Annotated in this window: 20 protein-coding genes; 11 read left to right on the top strand and 9 right to left on the bottom strand. The window is 61.6% G+C overall.

Going from position 1 to position 21,519, the window contains the following annotated elements:
* The first annotated feature begins 17 nt into the window (after positions 1-17).
* Positions 18-842 carry a 3'(2'),5'-bisphosphate nucleotidase CysQ gene (gene cysQ / locus NB231_RS12310; RefSeq protein ID WP_040663972.1) on the top strand — a complete coding sequence of 275 codons (825 nt, stop codon included), beginning with the start codon at positions 18-20 and terminating at the stop codon, positions 840-842.
* Positions 843-935: 93 nt separating this feature from the next.
* Here cysQ and NB231_RS12305 read toward each other — a convergent pair whose 3' ends face one another.
* Together NB231_RS12305 and NB231_RS12300 are read right to left on the bottom strand one after the other, a co-directional pair.
* The gene (locus tag NB231_RS12305) at positions 936-3,419 is read right to left on the bottom strand and encodes an ABC transporter permease (RefSeq protein ID WP_005003326.1); all 2,484 of its coding nucleotides are present in this window, start codon (positions 3,417-3,419) and stop codon (positions 936-938) included.
* Positions 3,420-3,429: 10 nt separating this feature from the next.
* Positions 3,430-4,119: an ABC transporter ATP-binding protein gene (locus NB231_RS12300; protein WP_040662343.1), complete on the bottom strand. Its 690-nt coding sequence runs from the start codon at positions 4,117-4,119 to the stop codon at positions 3,430-3,432.
* Between NB231_RS12300 and NB231_RS17885 the strand changes: the two genes are divergently transcribed.
* On the top strand, positions 4,094-4,789 hold the full coding sequence (locus NB231_RS17885) for an arylesterase (RefSeq protein WP_269593425.1): 696 nt from the start codon (positions 4,094-4,096) through the stop codon (positions 4,787-4,789). The two genes, NB231_RS12300 and NB231_RS17885, sit on opposite strands and share 26 nt — an antisense overlap.
* Here the strand turns inward: NB231_RS17885 and NB231_RS12290 are convergent.
* The 3 genes from NB231_RS12290 to phaC form a co-directional block, all read right to left on the bottom strand.
* Positions 4,707-5,852, bottom strand: a complete 1,146-nt coding sequence (locus NB231_RS12290; protein ID WP_005003316.1) for a 5-(carboxyamino)imidazole ribonucleotide synthase — start codon at positions 5,850-5,852, stop codon at positions 4,707-4,709. The two genes, NB231_RS17885 and NB231_RS12290, sit on opposite strands and share 83 nt — an antisense overlap.
* Positions 5,849-6,340: a 5-(carboxyamino)imidazole ribonucleotide mutase gene (purE, locus tag NB231_RS12285; protein WP_040663970.1), complete on the bottom strand. Its 492-nt coding sequence runs from the start codon at positions 6,338-6,340 to the stop codon at positions 5,849-5,851. Before purE ends, NB231_RS12290 begins: the two co-directional genes overlap by 4 nt.
* A gap of 280 nt (positions 6,341-6,620) precedes the next feature.
* Positions 6,621-8,408, bottom strand: a complete 1,788-nt coding sequence (phaC, locus tag NB231_RS12280) for a class I poly(R)-hydroxyalkanoic acid synthase (RefSeq protein WP_005003314.1) — start codon at positions 8,406-8,408, stop codon at positions 6,621-6,623.
* Positions 8,409-8,522: 114 nt separating this feature from the next.
* Between phaC and NB231_RS12275 the strand changes: the two genes are divergently transcribed.
* Positions 8,523-9,305 (top strand): class I SAM-dependent methyltransferase, encoded by a 783-nt coding sequence (locus tag NB231_RS12275; protein ID WP_232210468.1) that lies wholly within the window; start codon positions 8,523-8,525, stop codon positions 9,303-9,305.
* Between the two features lie 171 nt (positions 9,306-9,476).
* Positions 9,477-10,520 carry a metallophosphoesterase gene (locus tag NB231_RS12270; RefSeq protein WP_232210467.1) on the top strand — a complete coding sequence of 348 codons (1,044 nt, stop codon included), beginning with the start codon at positions 9,477-9,479 and terminating at the stop codon, positions 10,518-10,520.
* On the opposite strand, the gene NB231_RS12265 is transcribed toward NB231_RS12270, so the two are convergent.
* On the bottom strand, positions 10,514-10,939 hold the full coding sequence (locus NB231_RS12265) for a CDP-archaeol synthase (RefSeq protein WP_232210466.1): 426 nt from the start codon (positions 10,937-10,939) through the stop codon (positions 10,514-10,516). The two genes, NB231_RS12270 and NB231_RS12265, sit on opposite strands and share 7 nt — an antisense overlap.
* A gap of 292 nt (positions 10,940-11,231) precedes the next feature.
* On the opposite strand from NB231_RS12265, the gene NB231_RS12260 reads away from it, so the two are divergent.
* On the top strand, positions 11,232-12,710 hold the full coding sequence (locus NB231_RS12260) for an ABC transporter substrate-binding protein (protein ID WP_050756104.1): 1,479 nt from the start codon (positions 11,232-11,234) through the stop codon (positions 12,708-12,710).
* Between the two features lie 201 nt (positions 12,711-12,911).
* Positions 12,912-14,048: an RNA ligase gene (locus NB231_RS12255; protein WP_005003304.1), complete on the top strand. Its 1,137-nt coding sequence runs from the start codon at positions 12,912-12,914 to the stop codon at positions 14,046-14,048.
* Here NB231_RS12255 and NB231_RS12250 read toward each other — a convergent pair.
* The 3 genes from NB231_RS12250 to NB231_RS18695 all read right to left on the bottom strand — a co-directional run bounded on the left by NB231_RS12250 (position 14,019) and on the right by NB231_RS18695 (position 15,393).
* The gene (locus NB231_RS12250) at positions 14,019-14,624 is read right to left on the bottom strand and encodes an RNA ligase partner protein (protein WP_005003303.1); all 606 of its coding nucleotides are present in this window, start codon (positions 14,622-14,624) and stop codon (positions 14,019-14,021) included. The two genes, NB231_RS12255 and NB231_RS12250, sit on opposite strands and share 30 nt — an antisense overlap.
* Positions 14,625-14,766: 142 nt before the next feature.
* Positions 14,767-15,057 carry an RNA recognition motif domain-containing protein gene (locus NB231_RS12245; RefSeq protein ID WP_005003301.1) on the bottom strand — a complete coding sequence of 97 codons (291 nt, stop codon included), beginning with the start codon at positions 15,055-15,057 and terminating at the stop codon, positions 14,767-14,769.
* Between the two features lie 15 nt (positions 15,058-15,072).
* A complete protein-coding gene (locus tag NB231_RS18695) occupies positions 15,073-15,393 on the bottom strand; it encodes a hypothetical protein (protein ID WP_156777004.1) in 321 nt (106 codons plus the stop codon).
* A gap of 44 nt (positions 15,394-15,437) precedes the next feature.
* Here NB231_RS18695 and glnE point away from each other — a divergent pair, with 44 nt between their 5' ends.
* The 5 genes from glnE to NB231_RS12220 all read left to right on the top strand — a co-directional run bounded on the left by glnE (position 15,438) and on the right by NB231_RS12220 (position 21,301).
* The gene (gene glnE / locus NB231_RS12240; RefSeq protein WP_005003298.1) at positions 15,438-18,353 is read left to right on the top strand and encodes a bifunctional [glutamate--ammonia ligase]-adenylyl-L-tyrosine phosphorylase/[glutamate--ammonia-ligase] adenylyltransferase; all 2,916 of its coding nucleotides are present in this window, start codon (positions 15,438-15,440) and stop codon (positions 18,351-18,353) included.
* Between the two features lie 32 nt (positions 18,354-18,385).
* On the top strand, positions 18,386-19,309 hold the full coding sequence (locus NB231_RS12235; protein ID WP_040662337.1) for a branched-chain amino acid transaminase: 924 nt from the start codon (positions 18,386-18,388) through the stop codon (positions 19,307-19,309).
* A gap of 24 nt (positions 19,310-19,333) precedes the next feature.
* Complete coding sequence (locus tag NB231_RS12230) at positions 19,334-19,588, top strand: zinc-finger domain-containing protein (RefSeq protein WP_005003295.1); 255 nt, start codon at positions 19,334-19,336, stop codon at positions 19,586-19,588.
* Between the two features lie 83 nt (positions 19,589-19,671).
* Positions 19,672-20,589, top strand: a complete 918-nt coding sequence (locus NB231_RS12225; protein ID WP_005003293.1) for a lysophospholipid acyltransferase family protein — start codon at positions 19,672-19,674, stop codon at positions 20,587-20,589.
* Between the two features lie 493 nt (positions 20,590-21,082).
* Positions 21,083-21,301, top strand: coding sequence for a lipid A biosynthesis lauroyl acyltransferase (locus tag NB231_RS12220; RefSeq protein WP_156777003.1), 219 nt, complete (start codon positions 21,083-21,085; stop codon positions 21,299-21,301).
* The last annotated feature ends 218 nt before the right edge of the window (positions 21,302-21,519 follow it).

The raw sequence follows: 21,519 nt of genomic DNA, 5'->3' as shown, positions 1-21,519 counted from the left end.
CCGGAGATCTGAACAGCATGGATGTCGAGCACCGTGGGCAACTGGCCGAATCCCTCATCATCCTGGCCGAGGAAGCCGGCGAGCGCATCATGCGCGTCTATCAGCGGGACTTCGCTGTTGAGACCAAAACCGACCAGTCCCCCCTCACCGAGGCTGATCGCGCCGCCCATGAACATATCCTCGCCCGGCTGCAGGAGCTGACTCCGACGCTGCCGATATTATCCGAAGAAGGTGGCCTCCCCGACTACACCAGCCGCCGCGACTGGCCGCTCTATTGGCTGGTGGATCCGCTGGACGGCACCAAGGAGTTCATCAAAAAAAACGGCGAGTTCACGGTCAATATCGCGCTGGTGAAAGAGGGGCAGCCCATTCTGGGTATCGTGCATGCCCCGGTGTTTAAAACCACTTATATCGGCAACCGGGGCAATGGCGCCTGGCGTATCAGCGGCGGTGTACGCACTCCGATTCACACCCGCGTACTGCCGGAGGACGGGCCGCCGATGCTGGTGGTCAGCCGATCGCACCGGGGCGAGGCCGTAGACCGACTGCTCGAGCGCCTCCCGCCGCACGAGACCCGATCGGTGGGCAGCTCGCTGAAGTTCTGCCTGGTAGCGGAAGGCAAAGCGGATCTCTATCCCCGCTTCGGCCCGACCTCGGAGTGGGACACAGCGGCTGCGCAATGCGTAGTCGAAGCAGCCGGCGGCCGCGTCACTCGAGTCGATCTCCGTCCCCTGACCTACAACACCAAGGCTTCCCTGCTCAATCCGGATTTCCTGGTTTTCGGCGATCCGGACTGGAATCTGCGCCCACTGCTCGCTGACTTTGAGGTCCAGGTACGCTAGCCTCGCACGGCCGAACGTTATCCGCCTGGCCTGGCCTGGTGGTCAAGACGCAGACCGGCTCACCACGATCCGGACGCTGCAGCAAGCTCACCTTCATTGTGCCGCGCGCAGCAGCCGCATGGGTGAGACATTATGATATCGATACCCGGCCGCCACCGCGGCTAACCAAACTACGGCCGCTCCGAGCGCTGCACCGACCGGAATGGCAACCCAATCGGCCCGGTAGGGAAGCTCGAACAAACGCTCGGCTGCGACGTAGCCGGCTGCGGTGGCGGCAAAGCCGGCCAAAGTGCCAGCCGCTGCCCCCACGAGAAGGAATTCCAGGCGTGCCATACGCCGCAGATGCCCTCGCGTCGCTCCCAGGGCACGTAGGAGGGCGTTCTCGAGCCGGCGTTCCTCGCCGGTGATTTGCAGAGCGGAAAACAGCACCAGCAGCCCTGCTGTGAGCGTCATCAGCGCCATGATCTCCACTATCCGACTACCTTGTTCGATCATCTGGCGCACGGTGCGCAGCAGGGCCTCGACATCGATTACCGTAATACTGGGGTGCTGGCGAACCAACTGCGCCATGAGATCCGCATTGTCTGGCGGCAGATAGAAACTGGTAATCCATGTGGTCGGAAAGCCCTGCAGCAGCCCTGGGGGAGCCAGGACGAAAAAGTTGACATGAAAGCTATCCCAATCAACGACACGCAGGTTGGTCACGGTGGCACTCACGGTTTCGCCCCCTACCCGGAAGGTCAGGCGATCGCCCAGGCGAATCCCCAAAGACTCGGCCAACCCGCGCTCGACGGAGAGCTGCTGCGGATTCCCTCGCTCGGCGGACCACCATCGGCCGGCAATTACACGATTATCCGCTGCTGGGCGCCGCGCCCAGGAAAGATTGAACTCACGCCGAATCAAACGCTTCGCTCGGTCTTCGGTATAATCCCCCGCCGTAAGCGCCTGCCCGTTGCGGGCCATGAGCCGCCCGCGGATCATGGGATAGAAGCGTGGATCAATACTGGCCCGGCTCGCCAATAGCCGGCGCACTGCAACCACCTCATCGGATTGAATATTGATCAGAAACTGATTGGGTGCGTCCGCGGGGATTCGAGCGCGCCAAGCATCCAGCAGATCCGTGCGCACCACTATCAGGAGGTAGAGCGCCATCAAACCCAAACCGACGGCCGCGATCTGCACAACGGCGGCACCTGGGCGCCGACTCAGCCCGCTAAGCCAGAGCATACGGCCAGTGCCGCCGCGACGATGCCAATGACGCGCTCCCAAAACAACAATGCTCGCACCCACCACCAGCAGCACCAAGCTGCCAAAGACCGCCGCAAAGACATAGGCAGCCAGCTCGAAGTCAGCGGCCTGCCACCACATGAGAACGAATACGACTGCCACGGCCAGCCCATAAGGCATGCTGCCGCTGATCAAGTCCCGATCGGCCTCTCGCCGCAGCACGCGCAACGGGGTAACCCCCTGCAGGCGCAGCAACGTAGGTAACGAGAAACCCAGCAACGCCGCCAGCGCCATCAGCCAACCCAACAGCAGCGGCCCCAGGCTGGGGGCCGGCAGCGTCACCACCACGAGCCCGGCGAGCACCGCCAACATGGCAAGATGCACCAAATAGCCGACCAGCGCACCGAGGGCACCGGCGCTGACCCCGAGCCAGAACAGCTTGCCGGCAAGCAACCGTATGACCCTCCCACGGGTAGCACCGAAGCAACGCATGAGCGCGACGCCTAGAATTTGACGCTCGGCGTAATGGCGCGTGGTAAGCAGCATGGCCACGCCGGCCACCACAACCGTCAACAGTGCCGCCAGGCTGAGAAAACGCTGCGCTTTCTGGACCACCTCGCGAATGCCAAACCGCGCCTCGCTCGGATGCACCAGCTCCACACCGCTCGCCGCACGCGGCGCCAGCCAATGCGCGTAGCGCTGCAACGGCGGTGCCGCGCCGGCCAGGAGCAGCTGGTAGCGCACCCGGCTCGCCGGCTGCACCAGCCCGGTGGCGGCAAGGTCATCCCAGCGCAGCAGCACTCGGGGAGCCAGGCTGTACAGGAAACCTTCCCGATCCGGCTCCAAGGTAATCAATCGAGTGATCCGAAACGTACTTCGACCGAGCCGAATGCGATCCCCGATGGCCAGATCGAGGAGGGTAAGCAGCCGCGGATCCACCCAAACCCGGCCGCGACCGGGATTTCCTTGGCTTGCATGCTCCGGTGCCGAACGACCCGCGCGGACGCGTAGCTGCCCGCGCAAGGGATAGGCCGGATCCGCCGCTTTTACCGACACCAACTCGGTACGCTCGCCGGCGAGCACCACGCTCGGGAACTCGACCGTGCGCGCGGTGCGCAAGCCCCACGCTCGAGCCTGCTGCCGCCACAACTCGGGTATCGGCTGGCTGCTGCGCACCGCGAGATCAGCGCCGAGCAACTCGGCAGCCGGGGCGCGGGTTGCTACGACACCAATGCGCTGGGCAAGCCAGGCGACCGAGGTAACGGCCGCGACCGAAACGACCACCGCCAAAGCGAGCAAACGCAGCTCGCCGGCCCGCCAATCGCGTAGCAACAGCTGCAAGCTCAGCACGGCGGAGTGCTCATCTCAGCGCTTCCAAACGACCCGCGTGCAAGCGCAGCACCATCTGGCAGCGCTCGGCCAGAGGGGCGTCGTGGGTCGCAAGAATCAGCGTGGTTCCATGGGCCTCATTGAGCCCGAAGAGCAACCGAGCGACACGCTCGGCGGTGTGCTGATCGAGATTGCCCGTGGGCTCGTCGGCAAACAGCAGCGCCGGCGGGGTAACAAACGCCCGCGCCAACGCCACCCGCTGCTGCTCGCCGCCCGAGAGCTGCGCCGGATAAAAATTCAGCCGCTCGATAAGCCCGACCGCCTCCAGCGCGGCGCGCGCCTGAGCGCGCGCTTGCGATTCTCCTGCCAGCTCTCGGGGCAGCATGACGTTTTCCAACGCCGTGAGCCCCGGCAACAGATGGAAGGATTGAAACACGAATCCGACGCGGCCCGCGCGCAAGCGCGCCCGCCCGTCCTCATCCAGGGCGGTCAGATCCACCCCGTCGAGCCACACGCGTCCGGCATAAGGCTGCTCCAACCCGGCCAGCAGGCCAAGCAGCGTAGACTTGCCGGAGCCCGAAGCGCCCAGAATAGCCACGGCATTGCCACGCGGGATGTTAATATGCAAATTTTCGAACAATGTAATATTGCCCTCGGGCGCGGCGAAGCGCATGGTGAGCCCCTCGGTGGCCAGCATGTCCACGCGTGAAACGGTCGTCATGATCCACCGACTCCTAATCGTTCTACTGCTACTGTCGGCCTTGCCGGCGCGCGCGAACGAGCGCGCGATCCTGGTGCTCGGTGACAGCCTCAGCGCAGCGCACGGCATCAATCATAACGCCGGCTGGGTCGCGCTGCTGGCCGCGCGCCTTGCCAAACAAAAATGGGACTATCGGGTAGTCAACGCCAGTATCTCCGGCGATACGACAGGTGGTGGGCTCGCTCGCCTGCCGGCTGCCTTGGACCGTTATCATCCGGTCATCCTCATCGTCGAACTCGGCGGCAACGATGGTCTGCGCGGCATACCGCTTGCCGAGATCCGCTCGCATCTTGGCCAAATCGTGCGCCTGGCGAAACACCGGGGTATCCGGGTACTGCTAATTGGGGTGCGACTCCCACCAAACTACGGGACCGTTTTCACCGAGCGCTTCCAAGCGCTGTTCCATGAGGTCGCTCAGGCCGAAGCGATCCCGTTAGTGCCCAAGCTGTTGGCGGGGGTTGCAGAGAACCCGCAACTCATGCAACCCGACGGCATCCACCCCACCGCTGCAGCACAACCCCGCTTGTTGGCCAATGTCTGGCCGAAACTCAAACCTTTGCTGCAGCCAACGCCGCACGTGCCGCTACCGCCTGCCGCGCAGCACTCTCTCGATCCGAACCGAATGCGGTGATATGCCCCATTTTGCGGGCCGGACGAGCCTCGCGCTTGCCATAGAGATGCAATTTCACCGCCGGGTCGGCACAAGCCGCCGCCCAGTTCGGCTCGCCACTGCTCCATAGTTCGCCCAGCAGATTCACCATGGCGCACGGGCGCAACATCTGTGTATCCCCCATGGGAAGCGCGCAAATGGTGCGCACCTGCTGCTCGAATTGACTGGTAATACACGCATCGAAGCTGAAATGACCGGAATTATGGGGACGAGGCGCCAATTCGTTGACCAACAAGCCCTGCTCGGCCGTAACGAAGAACTCCACGCACAGTACCCCGACCACATCCAGCGCTTCCAGAATTCCCCGGCTGATCTCCAACGCCTGGGCTTCGAGGCGATCAGGCAGGCTCAGCCCGGGGATAGACAGGTCGAGGATGTGATTATGGTGCTGGTTTTCGATTACGCCATAATGCCTAAACGCGCCGTCGCCGCCCCGCGCCGCCACGACGGAGACTTCTTGGCGGAAATCGATGAAGCGCTCGACAATGGCCTCGACCCCGCCGATCTTGGACCAAGCCGCGTCCACGCCCTCCGGCTCGTGGATTACCGCCTGTCCTTTGCCGTCGTAACCGTAGCCGGCGGTCTTGAGCACAACCGGGGGGCGCATGCGCTGCACCGCCGCGGCCAATTCTTCCCGCGTGGTCACGGCAACGAACGGCGCGGTGGGAAAACCGTTGCTGGCTAGGAACGTTTTCTCGCGGTAACGATTTTGGATAATGTGTAGTACCTCGCCCCGGGGCCGGACCGGCACGTAGCGCGCCACACACTCGGTGGCCTTGGCGGGTACGTTTTCGAACTCGAAGGTAATGACGTCCACTTCACGCGCAAAATCAGCCAATGCCGCCAAATCCTCGTAATCCGCGTAGATCTCGCGATCGGCCACCTGGCCGGTCGGAGTTTCCCGATCCGGAGAATAGGCATGCACTCGATAGCCCATGCGGCGGGCGGCGATTGCGAACATACGCCCGAGTTGACCGCTGCCGAGTACACCCAGCGTGGCGCCGGGCAGAACAGGGTTGTTCAAGGCAACGTGTCCTCCATCACCGCGCGCGCCTGGCGTTGCCGAAATGCCTGCAGCGCCTGTTGCAGTTCGGGCTGATCCCGGCCGAGCAGCGCCACGGCAAACAAAGCGGCATTACGCGCCCCCGCCTGGCCGATGGCGAAGGTCGCCACCGGGACGCCGGCGGGCATTTGCACGATAGACAGCAAGGAATCGAGCCCCTGCAAAGTCTGGCTTAGTACCGGAACTCCAAGGACGGGCACGGTCGTGTAGGCGGCCACCATACCCGGCAGATGGGCGGCGCCACCCGCCCCAGCGATAACAACCTCCAGCCCGCGCGACCGCGCCTGCTGCGCATACTCGCGCAACCACTCCGGCGTGCGGTGCGCCGAGACAATGCGCGCCTCATGGGTAATGCCGAATTCAGCAAGCACCTCAGCGGCGACGCGCATCGTCGACCAATCGGACTTGCTGCCCATGATCACGCCCACCCGGGGCTTGTCCTCGACCATCTCACCCTCGCCTCGACAGTAAAAAATCATTCCCCTCAGCAACCGGTCGGTTTACCAAGATGTGCATTCGGCAAAATCAACCTCCGCAGGATCGGCGGCTAGCCGAGACCTGCCATGAATATCCCCTATGGGCCTTGAGGGCCGTCATCTAGATGGTCTGCATTTACGATAACCCCCCTTAACGGCCATGCTTAACGGCCATGGGCGGGCCGCCCATCAACCCAAAAGGCGTCCAATCTCCCGCAAGCAGCGCCCGCCCCACGACGATCGTCGGCAGCGCTCAATCATGCCGCTCTCTGACATAGCTGCCCGGTGCGTCCTCAATGGGCTCGAGCTGACCGGCACCGACTTGGCGGCCCGCCACCTTGGCGCCGCCTTTAGAGTTCAACCAGCCGAGCCAGTGCGGCCACCAAGAGCCGGGGTGGTACTCAGCGGCCGCCAGCCACTCATCCGGATCTTCGGGGGCGCGGGTATTCGTCCAATAGCCGTATTTGTTCTTTGCCGGCGGGTTGATTACACCGGCGATGTGCCCGGAGCCGCTCAGAACAAACCGGGCTTTGCCGCTCAGTAAGCGTAAGCCTTGGTAAGTTGCCTTCCAGGGCGCTATGTGATCCTCTCGGGTGGAGAGGAAGAAAGCCGGCACTTTGACTTTGCCGAGATCGATCGGTTCACCGGCCAGGACGACCCCTCCCGGCTCGCGCAGCCGGTTCTCCAAGTACATGTTGCGCAGGTAAAAGGCGTGCATGCGCGCTGGCATGTTGGTGGAATCCTGATTCCAGTAGAGCAGATCGAACGGGAACGGATCCTCGCCGCGTAGATAATTATTGACGAAAAACGACCAGATGAGATCGTTCGCCCGCAGGCTGCTCATGGTTCTGGCCATTTGATCGCCGACCAGGTAGCCGCGGCGCTCCATCTGCTGCTCCAGCGATTTCAGCTGATCCTCATCGACGAAGATCTCCAGTTCGCCCGGGTTCTCGAAGTCCAGGAGGCTGGTAAAGAACGTGGCACTGTGGGCACGGTGGTCCTTTCTCGCCGCCATATAGGCCAAAGCGCAGGCGAGCAGCGTTCCACCCAGGCAGTAACCGACCAAATTAATCTCTTTTGCGTCCACGGCCTGCCCGATGGCATCCAACGCGGCCAACGGCCCTTCCAGCAGATAATCATCGAAAGCCTTGTCCGCGAACGCGGCGCTCGGATTGCGCCAAGAAAGGGTAAATACGGTATGCCCTCGCTCCACTAGCCATTTGATCAGGGAATTCTTCGGCTGCAGATCGAGAATATAATACTTGTTGATCCAAGGCGGGATGAACAAAATCGGCCGCTTGTATACTTGCTCCGTCGCGGGTTCGTATTGGATCAGTTGCGCCAAGTCGGTCTGATGGATCACCTTGCCGGGCGTCAGAGCCAAATCTCGGCCGAGTTCGAAAGCATCCGGATCGGTCATCCGGATCTTCAGGGCACCGCCGCCCCGCTCCAGATCCTCTAGCAAGTTATTGAGCCCCTTAAGCAGGTTCTGTCCGCGGCTCTCGATCGTTTTGCTCAGAATCTCCGGATTGGTGGCGAGAAAGTTGGAGGGCGACATCGCATTGATGAACTGCCGGGTATAGAAATCGATTTTCTTCTCGGTCTTATCGTCAAGGCCCTCGATGTTCTTCACCGTGTGATGGAGGTAGTCAGCCGTGAGCAAATAGGATTGCTTGATGAAATCGAACAGCAGGTTCGACTCCCAGGACTCATGTTTAAAGCGCTTGTCCTTCTCGTGCGGACGGATCATCGGCTCGATATCGAAGCCCATCATGCGCAACGTGGAACGCTGCATGAGCAGCGTGTAGTCTTGCCAGAACGCGAGCTGACGCTGGGCCAACTGCATGGGATCAGCCATCAACCGAGCATACAGATCCTGAAAGAGCCTACCCATGCGCAAGGTATCCACCATCGAGAGGTGATGGGCAGATTCTTCACGAGCCAGGAAATTCCGCACCAACTGCTGGCTCCTACTCGCGATCTCGGCAAGCGCCCGAGACAGCTCCGCTGGGGTGTTGGCCGCTTCGGTATTATCAGCCATCGCTTCGCGCTACCTTCATTTCATTAGGCCTTTAGAAGGGTAATTGTCGTGGTGAGTGACCCCCGCATGCTTATCATACCGAGCCACTTAGGTACAGCCAAACCAATCAATGACTTGCCAAAACCCGGTGCTATAGTCGGAATTCTGCCGATCGTCGCAGAATGCCGCGCCACGGCGCAGGGGCTCGCTAGACGGCTCGGTGCAAAACTCATCGACTCTTCTCCTACCGAGGGGCTATACCTTGCTTGCGGCATCGAGGGTTTATCGCTGCGCTTGCGCACGGTCCGCCGCCGGGAACTGGCCATTCGCGCGGAGCTCGGTGGCGGACGCCAAGCTTATCGAGCCGGCCATGCAAGCCCTCGCGGCGAAGCCATTGCCCGTGCCTGCGGCCTACCGCGATACGGCTCACGATACGTGGTGGATGCCACCGCTGGACTGGGACGTGACGCCCATATTCTAGCGCGGCTCGGGGCGCGAGTGACCCTGCTCGAGCGATCACCGGTGATCCTCGCGTTGCTGGAAGACGGCTTCGATCGGGCGAGCCGGCAAACGCAGAGTTTGGACTGGCTCGCTCGCATGCGCCTCATCGGCGGCGATGCCACCGTCTGGCTACGAAGCTGTGCGACGGTACAGCGACCGGAGGTGGTCTTCCTCGACCCCATGTATCCACGGCAAACCAAGGGGGCCGCTCCCGGCAAGGAGATGCAGATACTACAAGCGTTGCTCGGCACCGCCGATGATGCCGGTTCTCTGCTGCAAGCGGCCCGCGCGGCCGCCTCGGACCGAGTCGTGGTCAAACGCCCCCGGCAAGCCGAGCCGCTGGCGGGAGAATCGCCACATTATCGGATTATCGGGCGTAGCACACGCTTCGATGTCTATTTGCACTCTTGTGAATAATATTTTACGGAACCGGCGGGAGGGAAACAGTGGGTACCCCAACCAGGGCCACTCGAGACACGGTGACCGCCCCCATTATTTTGTTCCGGTGACCACTAACTCAGTTATCCTAATCTGCTGCACGTCAAAGTGTGGATTGAGGCGTTCTCTGGCCGGGCAGGAAACGCTAAAGTGGAGGGCGACAAGGATGATTACTTGGCGGCAACCGGCAAACACCGGCGCAACGGCCGGGTTTCGAGTGAGCATGATATGAACGAGCCCGCCCAACGGCTTGGATCGATGGATGCGCTCAATGCGCGATTAGAGCCCATGCACCTACGCCAGCGCCTGGGTATCGAATCAGAAGGCGAAGCGCCTGTGTTCGGTCGCGGGCGCACCTATTTCCATCCGGAAAATGCGCTCTCCCTGCGTCGGCTGCTGCAACTCGCCTTGCGTTTATCCGGCCTCTATCGCCGCGGCCAACGCAATGCCCAGGATATCGGTCTCGTCCACCACCGACTGCCGATCCGGAACCTGCCTGCGGCGCTGATCGGTTTGCGGCTGCTGCACATCACGGATCTTCACCTGGACGCCCACCCGGATTTCCCTAGACTATTAGCCGAGCGGGTACGCGCGCTCGACTACGATGTCTGCGTATTGACCGGCGATTATCGCTATCGCACGTGCGGCCCGCTGGAGCCGGCGCTGGCGGGACTTCACCATCTGCGTCGACATCTGCGCGAGCCGGTATATGCGGTATTAGGCAATCACGATTCCATCCGTATGGTGCCGCCAATGGAGGAGATGGGCATTCGAGTGTTGCTCAACGAGTGGGGTCGGCTCGAGCGGGGCAGTCAAAGCCTCTACTTCGTTGGCGTCGACGATCCCCACTTCTTCCGTGCGGACAATCTGGAGCGCGCCTGCCGCGGCGTCCCCGAACAGGCGCCCTCCATTCTCCTGTGCCACTCGCCGGAGCTGTACCGACAGGCCGCGCACAGCGGTTTCGACGCCATGCTCTGCGGTCATACTCACGGTGGCCAAATACGACTACCGGGTGGAATCGCCCTACTCACTAACGCCGACTGTCCACGCAATTTCACCGCCGGCGCCTGGCGCTACCGGGCACTATATGGGTACACCTCGGTAGGTGCGGGCTCTTCCATAGTGGGCGTGCGGTTCAACTGTCGGCCCGAGGTCGTGCTGCATCGCTTGGACCGGGCGAAGGCGGATCAATAAGGCTGCTTACGGATCCCGACAGCATACAACAGCGCCGACAACACCAACCCGAGCAGGAAAAACGCCCCGCTTACGGTAAGCACTTCGTCACCATCGAGGCCAAACGCCCCACGCAAAACCAACGCCGGCAGCAATGATTCGGGGATTTGATCCAAGCCCAAGGCCATACTGCTGGGCGCAAGCCCCAACCGCCGCTTGAGGAAACTCGAGAGCAGATCTCCCGCCATTGCGAGCGCGCCAACGCTCAGGCCAAGGCGAACACCATATCCGAGCAACGGCGCCGTCAGTGCCGTTAGCAACAGCGCGGAGAAGACCCCGCGCAAAGTTTTCGAATGCCCAAACAGCGGCCGCCCGTCAAACCAGCAGCGCCCCCCATCCAGCGGTCGGGCCAGGCGCGCACCCAAGAGATTGCGCGCCACGATGGGCGCCCCATTCGCCATTACGAGCAGTATCAACAGATCGACGACAACCCACCCCCGCTTCGCGATTCTCGCCCGCGTGGAATATTTCCTACCACACGGCGCCAACCGGGCAAACAGGACGCCCGGCTCCCTAGCACCTAACCGGACAATCGTACTGAACCCAACCCATTATAATTTGTGAACTGGTTGCAAGTTAGCCTTGCGTGCATTAAACGTATCAACCCTTAATGAGGGGGAAGCGCGCTCGCCGCGCGCTTATACAAAAAATAACAGGTCAGGAGTTATCACAATGCCTGGCTCGGGTCAGAACTCCAACAACAAACCGGCTACTTCTCCAGTCAACCGAAATTCCGTGGCGGACATCAGCCGACGCCGGTTCCTAGTCGGTGGCAGCGCACTGGGGCTAGCTGTCGGCCTTGGTCCCTGGATCATCGCCGGGCGCAGCGCGCGCGCCGCTGACAAACGTCTGAAGCTCTTGCAATGGAGCCATTTCATTCCGAGTTATGATAAATGGTTCGATGATTTTGCCAGACGCTGGGGAGAGGAAAACGAGGTAGACATCAGCGTCGATCATATCGGCGTTGCCGAGCTTGCCACGGCGCTAAGCTCAGAGGTCTCGGCCGGCGCCGGCCACGACCTCATCGAACTGGGTCCCGAGGCGGCGCAGTTCGAACCCAGCCTAATCGCTCTGAATGACCTCAATGAGGAAATCCAGCAACAATTCGGACAGCCCTCCACCGTCTCCAGGCGGGTTTCCTATAACCCTGTAACCAAGCGCTACTACGCATTTTGTCATGGCTGGGCTATCAATCCGGGCAACTACCGCAAAAACCTCTGGGAGACAGCCGGAGCGGCCGACGGCCCCCGCACTTGGAAGGAACTCGCCGATACCGGCTGTGCAATCAAGCGCCGCCGGGACGTGCCGGTTGGTATCGGTTTGTCCCAGGAGATCGATTCGAATTTGACCGTGCGCGCCGTACTCTGGGCCTTCGATACCGCTTTGCAAGACAAATCCGGCACTGTCATATTGGATCAGGGAATCTATTACAAACGCGCCGTCGAGGCGGTCAAGTACCTGCAGGATCTCTATGCAAAAGCGCTTACTCCGGAGGTTTTCACCTGGAACGCAACCTCTAACAATCAAGCGCTGATCGCCGGGCGGGCCTCCTTCGTTCTCAACTCGATCTCCGCTTACCGCTCGGCCCAGGGGAGCCGGCCGAACCTTGCCAAGGACATCTTCTTCACGCCGGCACTGCGAGGCCCCAACGGCACCCGCTGGGCCAATATGCAGGGGGTCTACAATTACGTGGTGCCCAAATTCGCACAGGCCAACGCGCCGACCGCCAAGGCATTTATTAAACACCTGGTCGCAAACTACGACATGGCGATCTACCAAAGCAAACTTTATAACACCCCGAGCTATCCCCAGGTCTCTGTGCCGCCCGGCGAGCGCGGCTACGAACCGCTATCCGGCGCGCAGACAGCTCAGGATCTGAGCGAGGCGTGGTTCGATAGCGACCCCTTCAAATTGCCGGGTGAGGCCGGTGGCAAACTGCGGGTGCTCAAAAACGCCGTCGAATGGACGACCAATCTCGGCCATCCCGGCTACGCCAGCCCGGCCATCAGCGAAGTGTTCAATACGTCCGTAATCTCAAACATGATGACTTGTGTCGCGCGCGGCCAGGACAAACCGGAGGCCGCGGTCAAACAAGCCGCCGCGCGAGTTCACACCATTTTCGCCAAGTGGCGCGAGCGCGGTCTCGTTTAGGGCTGTGCCGAAAACGCCCGTGACCGGAGTGTTCAATACTACCAAGCCGCCTCGTCAGGTACGGAATTTCGTAGGATGAAGCGGCCTGCCGCACCCGCAGTGCACGATAGGATCGCCTAATGCGAAGATAAGGAGACGTCTATGCTAAAGGTTGACGAACCTGACGTGTCAACCTGACGTATCGCACCTGGAGGATCCAGCATGAGCGCCCGTAAACGCCATCCCGTGGCACCACGGCCCGAGCGGTTCCTCGAGGCACACGCGAACAATGCTGCGGAGCGGTGCTGCGATTTTGGGATACGCTATATTCGTATTCGCACCGATTACCAAGGCATTCCGCGTGGCGCGGTCCTGGTAGCTGATCGGGTCATCCCTGACTACCCTCACATCGCCCGGGTCTTCGCGCTCGCTGCAGGCATTCGCCAGAGCCTGAGCGGCCCCTTTCAGGTCGAAGAGAAGATCGACGGCTATAACGTGCGCATCTTTCGCGTAGCGGACCGCTGCGTGGCCATTACCCGTAGCGGTCGCATCTGCCCCTTTACCACGGACCGCCTGCCCGATCTGCTGGACATGACGGCCCTGGAACGGCTGTTCATAGAGCATCCCGACCTAATCCTCTGCGCGGAGGTGGCCGGCCCCGGCAACCCTTACATGGATATGGCCTCGCCGAGAGGCGGAGATGACGTGGCGCTGTTCGTTTTCGACCTGCTGCGCCAAGGCCAGGAACAACTCGTCCCGCTCGCGCAACGCGATGCACTCCTGTCCCACTATGGCCTTCCCTTCCCACGCCACTTTGGCTGCTTTACGGTGAATGAGCTTACCGAAGTGCTCGAGATCGTACGCCATCTCGACGCCGAGGGCGGCGAAGGAATCGTGCTCAAAGCGACGCTGGACGATCGACGAGTCAAATACGTCTGCCCCTCCATCAATGTCGAAGATGTGGCCACAGAGGCGGCATTAGAGCTCGAACTGCCGGGTGAATTCTATATTCATCGGGTGGTTCGGATGGTCATGGCACTGCATGAGCTGGGTCAGCGGGACCGAATCCACACGCTCGGCCCGGCGCTCGGCAAGGCCCTGGTGAGCGGGTTCGACCAAGCGTTGCACGACATGGAGCGCACCCACAAAATATCCAAGGTTTACCGTATCCGTCTGCGGCAAGAAGCAAGCATCAAAGCCTTATTGGACCATATCGACCAGGACTCACGCACGATCAGCGTGCAGGAGCTCGCACGTGAGCGTTTGGGCAATCACTGGGAACTGACCTTCCGCAAGACCTTCCGACGTTCCACCTCCAAGCTTGAAACCCTACTCGCCGGCAGTCCCATTTTCGATTAAATGCTCCAAAATGCTACGCAGCCGCTGCGGCGGAATCAGGCGCAACCCGCCCTTCTCGGCCCACTGCAGCAGACCCCGGTCGGCAGAGGCAACCGCACCATCGAGCTCCACCGCCAGCAAAATCACATCCAGATCCTCGCTGGAATCCAGCAAACCGGTGCGCAAAGCGTCCCGATAACGATCCCGCAGCCAACGAATGGTCCTGTCCACGCTCGTCGGTTGTACCTCGCGCACCGCTTTCTCGGCCACTCGCAATCCCCGGTCGATACGCTGCCGGATGTCCTCGATGAGCTCGTAGAGGAACATACCCGGCACACTGATATCGTGCCGGCGAGGGGCACGCAGTTTGATCACCAGCTCCAAATCACCCGGCAAGTGTTCGGCATCGGTAAAATGGTGCAGCTCACCAAGCACCGAGGGCGGCATATAGAATTCCATGCGCGGGCTCACTTGTCGCGCCAGAATCACGAACTGGGCGAGGGCGCTGGTGGCGTTATCGCCAAAAACGGCGGCCACACTGGGGTTGGTGAAAACGCTGGTGTCAAGCACGACACGCTCGCATGGCTTTTCGCTCACCTGGACTCCGGATCGATTAGGCACCCAAAATCATAAGGTTCTTGCTGCACAGGCGTTGCACGTACGCAACAAACACAAAGCCCCCACCGGCAAGCCAGTGGGGGCTGGTTTCAATCGCTAATTGGCCTAATTAGCAACGCCGTTAGTAGCGACGCGGACCACGGCCAGGCTGCCTTGGCCGCCGTTCCTGTCGCTCCTGTGCCTCGTTGATGCGCAGGGCACGCCCGTCCAACTCGGTCCCATTGAGAGCCTCGATGGCCGCATCAGCATCAGCCGGAGCCATCCGCACGAAGCCAAACCCCCGTGGACGCCCCGTATCGCGGTCAGTGATGAGCCGCACCTCATTCACCTCGCCGTACTGAGCAAATAGATCGCGTATTTCATCTTCAGATGCAGTAAAAGGCAGGTTCCCTACATAGATCGATTTCATCATCAAGCCACTCGTCAGTCATCTGCCGTTTTCTCCCAATCCGCCGAAGCGGCAGGTTATCTCCGAAACCCGGTGGCGGACCCAGGCCACTGGCTTGCGCCCATGGGTCGATTGCTGGGCGACGAGTTCCACTGCGGCATCCCCTAAAACAACGCCGATCACCCTACGATGGAAAGCGCCGGTCAGGTCACGAACCACCGTGGACATTAGACCAGCCTCGCCCCCTTTGCAATGCAGCCGGTTAACCACAACACACCTTGCCAAACCCGCCGGTACGCCTGCATACGTCAAACAAATGTTGCCATGGACCTCCAGCGCTGCGCGGACCGTCTTTCCCATTCCAGTTGCCTGACGTTCCCATCGCCCAGTAAGCTCTATTGGCCATGACACCTTCCGAGCCATCCCAAAGCGCGCTCCACGAAGCGGTGGCGAGCTTGCCCGAGCCCTTGCGCGAACCTGTGCGTATAGCGCTGCAAGGCCTTGACAGCGAGACACAGCGATCGGCAGCCGAACCCGTGCTCGCTTCTTTACCAGCGGTTTGGGCCTGCAGCAATTTCATCACCCGTGCCTGTCGGCGCGATCCCAAGCTGCTTGAGGAGCTGTTCGAGAGCGGCGATCTCGAGCGGTCCTACCCGGCCGATGGCTACCGCACGCGGCTGCATCAGTGGACGGCCGAACTCTCTGGGGCCGCCGCCCTGAAGGCCGCACTGCGGCGCTTTCGGTGCCGGGAGATGGTACGCATCGCCTGGCGCGATCTCGCCGGCTGGGCCGAGCTCGACGACACCCTACAGGGGCTCTCGGCGCTGGCCGAAGCGTGCATCAATCAGGCGCTCGCCTGCCTTCACGAATGGCTGCGCGAGCAATGGGGCACGCCGCGCGACGCCGCCGGCGAACCGCAACAGATGATTGTCCTGGGTATGGGCAAGCTCGGCGGGCGGGAGCTCAACTTCTCCTCAGACATCGATCTTATCTTCTGTTATCCGGAACCGGGGCACACCGACGGAACCCGGCCGCTCGCCAACGAGGAGTATTTCACTCGACTCGGGCGCCAGCTTATCGCCGCTCTCGATGAGCAAACACCGGACGGCCAGGCCTTCCGCGTGGACATGCGCCTGCGCCCCTATGGTCAGAGCGGCCCGCTGGTCACCAGCTTCAACGGCATGGAGATCTACTACCAGACCCAGGGCCGCGAGTGGGAACGCTACGCTTTGATCAAAGCACGGGTGGTCGGCGGCGATTACGAGCGCGGCGGACAGCTGCTAGAAGAGCTCATGCCCTTTGTTTACCGCCGCTACCTGGATTACGGTGCCATGGAATCCTTACGGGCGATGAAAGCGCTGGTGGCACGCGAGGTCCAACGCAAGGGCCTGGAGGACAACATCAAGCTCGGGCGCGGTGGAATTCGAGAAATCGAGTTCATCGCCCAGGTTTTTCAACTCATTCGTGGGGGGCAGGAGCGCGCATTGCGCCGGCGCGGATTATTGGCGGTCCTGGACTGCTTGGCCGCCCAAGGGCAGCTCCCACGCTTTGCCCAAAACGAGCTCAGCCAAGCCTATCGGTTCCTACGCCGGCTCGAAAACCGGCTGCAGATGATCGATGATCGCCAGACGCACGAGCTGCCAAGCGATGCGCTCGATCGCCTGCGTCTCGCCCATGCCATGGGATATCCCGACTACGCGACCTTGCGCCGACAGCTGGACGGTTGGCGGCAGAAAGTGCAGGAGCATTTCGATCAAGTATTCGTGGCGCCGCAGGGCGGCAGCGCTGGGGACGATACGGAACCCGACGCGTTGGCCGAGCTTTGGCAAGGCACCGCCACGGCGGACGAGGCGGCCGAGCGACTCGCCGCAGCCGGCTTCGAGAAGCCCGCCGAAGCGCATGAACGATTAACCGCGCTGCACCACAGCCATGGCTGCCGTGCGCTCTCGGCCCAAGGGCGCAATCGTCTCGATCGCCTCATGCCCATGCTGGTGCGGGCCATCGGCGGCGGACGCTGTCCGGATGCCACTTTGCCGCGGGTGCTGCAACTGCTGGAATCCGTCGCCCAACGCACCGCGTATCTCGCGCTGCTCAACGAACATCCGCTGGCGCTGTCGCAACTGGTCCAGCTCTGCGCCGGCAGCCCCTGGATCGCTCAACAGCTCACCCGCCATCCAATATTGCTGGATGAACTGCTCGACCCGCGCACGCTCTACGCGCCGCTTGGCCGTGACGCCCTCCAGCGCGAGCTTACGCAGCGTCTGGAAGACGTGCCGCCAACCGATCTCGAGCAGCAGATGGAGGTGCTGCGCCATTGCAAACAAACCAACAATCTGCGGGTGGCGGCCGCCGATCTCTCCGGCGCCGTGCCTTTGATGGTAGTCAGCGATTATCTCACAGACATTGCTGAGGTGGTTCTCGAGGCCGTACTGTCGCTGGCCTGGCGCCACGTCTCCGACCGTTACGGACAGCCCACCGGGCGGGTGAACGGCGCGTCGGTGCAGCAGGGCTTGGTCATACTTGCCTACGGCAAACTCGGCAGTTTCGAGCTCGGCTACGGCTCAGACTTGGACCTGGTATTCATCCACGAGGCGCACGGCGAGCAGCAAATGACAGACGGCGCCCGCCCGGTGGACAATCCCGTGTTCTTTGCACGCCTGGTACAGCGGATCATCCACATTTTAACCACCCCCACCCCCGGCGGCGTCCTCTACGCCGTCGACACACGGCTGCGCCCCAGCGGTAAGGCCGGCCTGCTCACCTCGAGCCTGGAGGCCTTTAGCCATTACCAGCTTCACCAGGCGTGGACCTGGGAGCACCAGGCACTCGTGCGCTCGCGTGTGGTCGCCGGCTCGCCGCACCTCGCCAAAGCAGTGGAGGCCATACGCCGCCAAGTGCTGACCCGCCGGCGCGACAGCCAGAGCCTGCGCCGGGAGGTGCGGCAAATGCGGGAACGGATGCGCCGCGAAAAAGCCGCCGATCAGCCCGGCGTCTTCGACCTCAAGCAGGATCGCGGCGGTATCGCCGATATCGAATTTATGGTGCAATATGGGGTTCTTGCGTGTGCCGCAGAAAACCCGGCCCTGCTACGCTATACAGACAATATTCGACTTCTGGATGAACTCAGCTCCTGCGGATGGATTTCGGCAAAACAGGCACAAGTGCTTGCAGAGGCCTACCGTGCCTACCGGGCGTGCGTACATCGCCTCGCTCTGCAGGAACAGCCCGCTCGGACAGCCGCCGAGACGCTGCAAACGCAGCGCGATCGAGTCGCCGAATTATGGCTCGAGCTTATGGGAGCCGATGATGAGAACGGCTAACAGTTAGCCCACCAATTCGAGGAGCACGCAGGATGACAATGGCCGATCGCGACGGGGTCATCTGGATGGACGGTGAGTTCGTGCCTTGGCGGGAAGCCAAGGTGCATGTGCTTACCCATACCCTTCACTATGGCCTCGGCGTGTTTGAAGGCGTGCGTGCTTACAATACCATCAGCGGCCCCGCCATCTTTCGGCTCCGCGAGCATACCCGGCGCTTGTTCGGCTCCGCCAAGATCCTGGGCATGCACATGCCCTTCTCGCAAGACGAGATCAATCAGGCGTGCATCGACTGCGTCCGCGAAAACGCCCTGAAAAGCGCCTACATCCGGCCCATGTGCTATTACGGGGCCGAGGGGATGGGGCTGCGGGCGGAGAATCTGCGCACCCACGTTAGCGTGTCCGCCTGGGAATGGGGCGCCTACCTCGGTGAGGAGAACATGCAGCGCGGGATCCGGATCAGAACCTCCTCCTATACCCGCCATCACGTCAACGTAACCATGTGTCGGGCCAAGGCCAACGGCCACTACATCAACTCGATGCTGGCATTGCAAGAAGCAGTCGCCTGCGGCTATGACGAGGCACTGCTGCTCGACGTCGATGGGTTCGTTGCCGAAGGTTCCGGGGAAAATTTCTTCATCGTCTACGATGGCATCATCTTTACTCCGGAGCTGGCCTCGGCGCTCGCGGGTGTCACCCGCGATGCCGTGATCACCCTGGCCCAGGAAGCGGGCTATGAAGTCCGGGAAAAACGCATTACGCGCGATGAGGTCTACACGGCCGATGAAGCCTTTTTTACCGGCACGGCCGCCGAGGTGACGCCCATCCGCGAGGTGGATAACCGGGAAATCGGCGTGGGTCGACGCGGCCCCGTCACCGAGCATCTCCAACGACTGTTTTTCGATCAAGTGGAAGGCCGCCGCGACGCTCACCCTCAGTGGTTGGTGGCGGTGCACTGAAACCACGATTACGAGAGCCTACCAGTGCCTGACCCACAGACCCACGACCGTCGCGATCTGATTCAGCCCAACGCCGCCAACCGTTACGAAGTAACAGTGGACGACTTGCCGCTGTCCTGCCCCATGCCCGGGATGTACCTGTGGAACTCCCATCCCAAGGTCTATATCCCGCTCCACAAAACGGGCGAGGGCATGTGCCCATATTGCGGCGCCGAATATCAGCTCAAGGACTTCGACCCGAGCGATCCGACGCTGCGCGAACAGCATCGCCGAGAGTGACCGGCAGGCAGGACGGCGCCGGCCTTCGCCGGCTACCCTTGCCTCCAAGCGCCGTCGATCGGCGTCACGCATCGGAACCGCCCATGTCGCGCGCCGCTCTGATCGAACAACTGCTGCGTCTGCTCGCCCGGTTACCGCTGCCGTTACTGCATGCCGGTGGCGCGCTGGCGGGCACGCTCGCCGCTCTGATCCCCAACAACGCCCGCCACACCGCTCGCGTCAATATCGAGCTGTGCTTCCCGGACCGCTCGATTGCTCACAAGCGGGCGTTGGTCCGTTGCAGCCTGCGTGAATCGGCCAAGGCATTGCTGGAACTCGGACCGCTTTGGCATCGGCCCCCACAGCGACTGCTGCAACTGATCCGGGACGTCGAGGGCAGTGAAATCCTGGATGCGGCGATTGCAAGCGGCCGCGGCGTGCTAATCGTCGCACCGCATCTCGGCGCATGGGAATTGCTGCAAGTGTGGGTGGCACGGCGCACGAGCCTGCATGCGCTCTACCGCCCGCCTCGGCAGCCCGAGCTGGAGGAGTTGATCAACCGCGCGCGCGGGCGCAGCGGAGCTCATTTCTGGCCGGCGCGACCGGCCGGAGTTCGGGCACTGTATCGGGCTTTACGCGCCGGGGCGGCAATCGGCATCCTACCGGATCAACAGCCGCCGGGCGAAGGCGTTTTCGCACCTTTTTTCGGTGTGCCGGCAAAAACCATGACGTTGCTCGGCAAACTCGCGGCGCGCAGCCGCGCCCCTATCGTAATCGGTTGGGCCGAACGGCTCGCGCACGGGCGCGGCTATCGGCTGCACTGGCGCACGGTGGACGAGGCCGTGCGTGATTCCGATCCGCTGCGGGCGGCAACGGCCATGAACCGGGCCATCGAAGCCGCAGTCCGCCAGCAACCCTGCCAATACCAATGGAGCTATCGGCGCTTCTCCCGCCGCCCGGAGGGCGAGCCAAATCCCTACAAGCTCTACTGTCGCCAAGGCGGCTGGGTGACCCCCGCTTAATCCCGCCCGACCTGAGGGCTAACGACCGTCGGTAAGATCCGTTCCGGTACTTTCCTGAACCAGCTACGGCATACCTTCGGAGATGACTAACCATAGCCGTCGGCCCGTTTGCTCTCGCGCTGGGCATCCAAACGCAGCGCAAGCATTGAGCAGCCTATGCAAGCGAGGCGTATACATTAAAAGGCTATTGGTGAACATTTCGGCCTGCCCTACGCGAGCATCAGTCGGATCGATTGACTAGAATGCGGCGAACCAAGACCCGACTTGCTACTTTCGGTAAGCCATAGGAAAAACTCTTTAATTACAAATTGTTATGAATACGTAATAACATTTCATAATAAGTTGCGAAGTAATATTTACTATATTATATTGTCGAGTGTCAGGTTCGTTACACCCCACATCGTCCCACCCATCGGGATAACGGGAACGCTGCGGGAAACAGTGAGAAAATACGAACATGGCGAGACATGACCCAAACAACGAGGAGGATACTATGTCCCAGACAGCTAGGACCCTGACGTTCCTATGGAAGGACATCAACTCCGGGGCGGCAGGATGTCCTGCCCTGTACCGCACCAACGGCGGTTACGTCGTCCAGGGCGTCCAGCTTACCGAAGACGAGCGCGCCCAGCTCCGCCAGCTCGCTGACGGCGAGGACGCCGTGTTCGTGCCCGCCAACGTCCTCGACCGGCTGACCGGTTCGGACGTTTAGAGCATTTTAATCGATTAACCACCCTGCCCATCGGCACGCAACGCTGGGGCATGTTCATCGCGTTTACATACACAGCGTTCCGGCTGGAACTCCAGCCACGCAAACGGGAACCGAGCGGAACCGATGCACAACGTCGGTTTCCGGCAGGATCCGCGGTATCGTGTAGTCGTTGAGCAGCGCCCCTCGACAGAAAAGTGTCGCGCAGCGTGGCGGGAATC

The sequence above is a fragment of the Nitrococcus mobilis Nb-231 genome (assembly GCF_000153205.1).
In the GTDB taxonomy this organism is placed as follows: Bacteria; Pseudomonadota; Gammaproteobacteria; order Nitrococcales; family Nitrococcaceae; genus Nitrococcus; species Nitrococcus mobilis.
The sequence above is the reverse complement of the archived record's forward strand: the minus strand, read 5'-3'. Positions and strand labels throughout refer to the sequence as shown.

What these genes read in the sequence shown, in the direction of transcription:
- cysQ (WP_040663972.1), top strand. Translation starts at nt 18, where the DNA reads ATGGATGTCGAGCACCGTGGGCAACTGGCCGAATCCCTCATCATCCTG.
- NB231_RS17885 (WP_269593425.1), top strand. Translation starts at nt 4,094, where the DNA reads ATGTCCACGCGTGAAACGGTCGTCATGATCCACCGACTCCTAATCGTT.
- NB231_RS12300 (WP_040662343.1), bottom strand. Translation starts at nt 4,119, where the DNA reads ATGACGACCGTTTCACGCGTGGACATGCTGGCCACCGAGGGGCTCACC.
- purE (WP_040663970.1), bottom strand. Translation starts at nt 6,340, where the DNA reads ATGGTCGAGGACAAGCCCCGGGTGGGCGTGATCATGGGCAGCAAGTCC.
- phaC (WP_005003314.1), bottom strand. Translation starts at nt 8,408, where the DNA reads ATGGCTGATAATACCGAAGCGGCCAACACCCCAGCGGAGCTGTCTCGG.
- NB231_RS12260 (WP_050756104.1), top strand. Translation starts at nt 11,232, where the DNA reads ATGCCTGGCTCGGGTCAGAACTCCAACAACAAACCGGCTACTTCTCCA.
- NB231_RS12255 (WP_005003304.1), top strand. Translation starts at nt 12,912, where the DNA reads ATGAGCGCCCGTAAACGCCATCCCGTGGCACCACGGCCCGAGCGGTTC.
- NB231_RS12245 (WP_005003301.1), bottom strand. Translation starts at nt 15,057, where the DNA reads ATGATGAAATCGATCTATGTAGGGAACCTGCCTTTTACTGCATCTGAA.
- NB231_RS18695 (WP_156777004.1), bottom strand. Translation starts at nt 15,393, where the DNA reads ATGGGAAAGACGGTCCGCGCAGCGCTGGAGGTCCATGGCAACATTTGT.
- glnE (WP_005003298.1), top strand. Translation starts at nt 15,438, where the DNA reads ATGACACCTTCCGAGCCATCCCAAAGCGCGCTCCACGAAGCGGTGGCG.
- NB231_RS12235 (WP_040662337.1), top strand. Translation starts at nt 18,386, where the DNA reads ATGACAATGGCCGATCGCGACGGGGTCATCTGGATGGACGGTGAGTTC.
- NB231_RS12225 (WP_005003293.1), top strand. Translation starts at nt 19,672, where the DNA reads ATGTCGCGCGCCGCTCTGATCGAACAACTGCTGCGTCTGCTCGCCCGG.
- NB231_RS12220 (WP_156777003.1), top strand. Translation starts at nt 21,083, where the DNA reads ATGTCCCAGACAGCTAGGACCCTGACGTTCCTATGGAAGGACATCAAC.